Here is a 1,092-nt window from a genome sequence, read left to right on the forward strand (position 1 = left end):
CTAGGGCCTGTTCTGAGTTCGGATCTTTAGGCGGGGTCAAGGCTTCGGATCCATAGGATGGCGCCTCGTAGGTAGAGCCCGGCGAGGTAGCTTTCCGGCGTCTTATCGAAGCGGAAGGCCAGCCCCCGCCACTCCTTCATCCGGTTGATGCAGCGCTCGGCGGTATTGCGTTCCTTGTACAACGCCGCATCGTGACCGATGGGGCGGCCTCCGCGTGAGCCGCGCTTCTTGCGGTTGGCCGCCTGGTCCTTCTTCTCCGGAATGACCGCCCGGATACCGCGCCGACGCAGGTAGAGGCGGTTGGCGCGACAGGAGTAGGCCTTATCCGCGGCCACCGCGCCGGGCCGGGTGCGGGGCCGGCCGAGCCGCAGGCGGACTTTGATGGCGGCTAAAACGGCGATGAAACGAGGACTGTCGGCGGCTTGACCAGCAGTGAGCAGGAACGACAGCGGACGGCAGCGCCGGTCGGCCGACAGGTGCACCTTGCTGGTCAGCCCACCCCGAGAGCGGCCCAGCTCGGCCGCTTTCAGCCGCACCCGGCGCCGTCGCCGCAGCCGCCGGCGTCCAGCGCGTTCGTCTTCCCCGTCCTCGCCCAGCTCCGCGCTTTGGGCTGTTTGCCCCTTTCGCGGACCCCCTTTTCCTCCTCGGCCGCCTTCTCCACCTCCTGCAGCAGCGCCGGATCGAGTGCCATCCCCGCAGCGTGATGATGAGCGCGAGCCGTCGTGGAGTCCACGCTGACCAGGCCGAGGTCCACCTGCCCGCGAGCAGCGGCCTCACCGATCATGGCCTCCATCAGGTTCTGCAAGACGCCCGCGACCGCCCACGAACGAAAACGGTCATAGACCGTCGACCACGAGCCGTACTCGGCAGGCAGGTCCCGCCACGGACCACCGACGCGGAAATGCCACATCACGGCGTTGAACTGCCGCCGCAGATCCGGGATCGGCCCCCGCTCACCCAGCGGCAGATACGGCTCGACCAAGGCCCACTCATCATCGGTGAGGTCACCACGTGTCATACCCCTTCGCCTACCAGGGCCGGACGGTACCGCGCAGCACAACCTCACGATCTGAACTCAGAACAGGCCCTAGT

Annotated in this window: 1 pseudogene; it reads right to left on the reverse strand. The window is 67.3% G+C overall.

Annotation, left to right across the window (positions count from 1 at the left end):
* Positions 1 to 26 precede the first annotated feature (26 nt).
* A pseudogene (locus AB0F88_RS44245) lies at positions 27 to 1,018 on the reverse strand (IS5 family transposase).
* Positions 1,019 to 1,092: the final 74 nt, after the last annotated feature.

It is taken from the genome of Streptosporangium sp. NPDC023963 (assembly GCF_040639135.1).
GTDB lineage: Bacteria > Actinomycetota > Actinomycetes > Streptosporangiales > Streptosporangiaceae > Streptosporangium.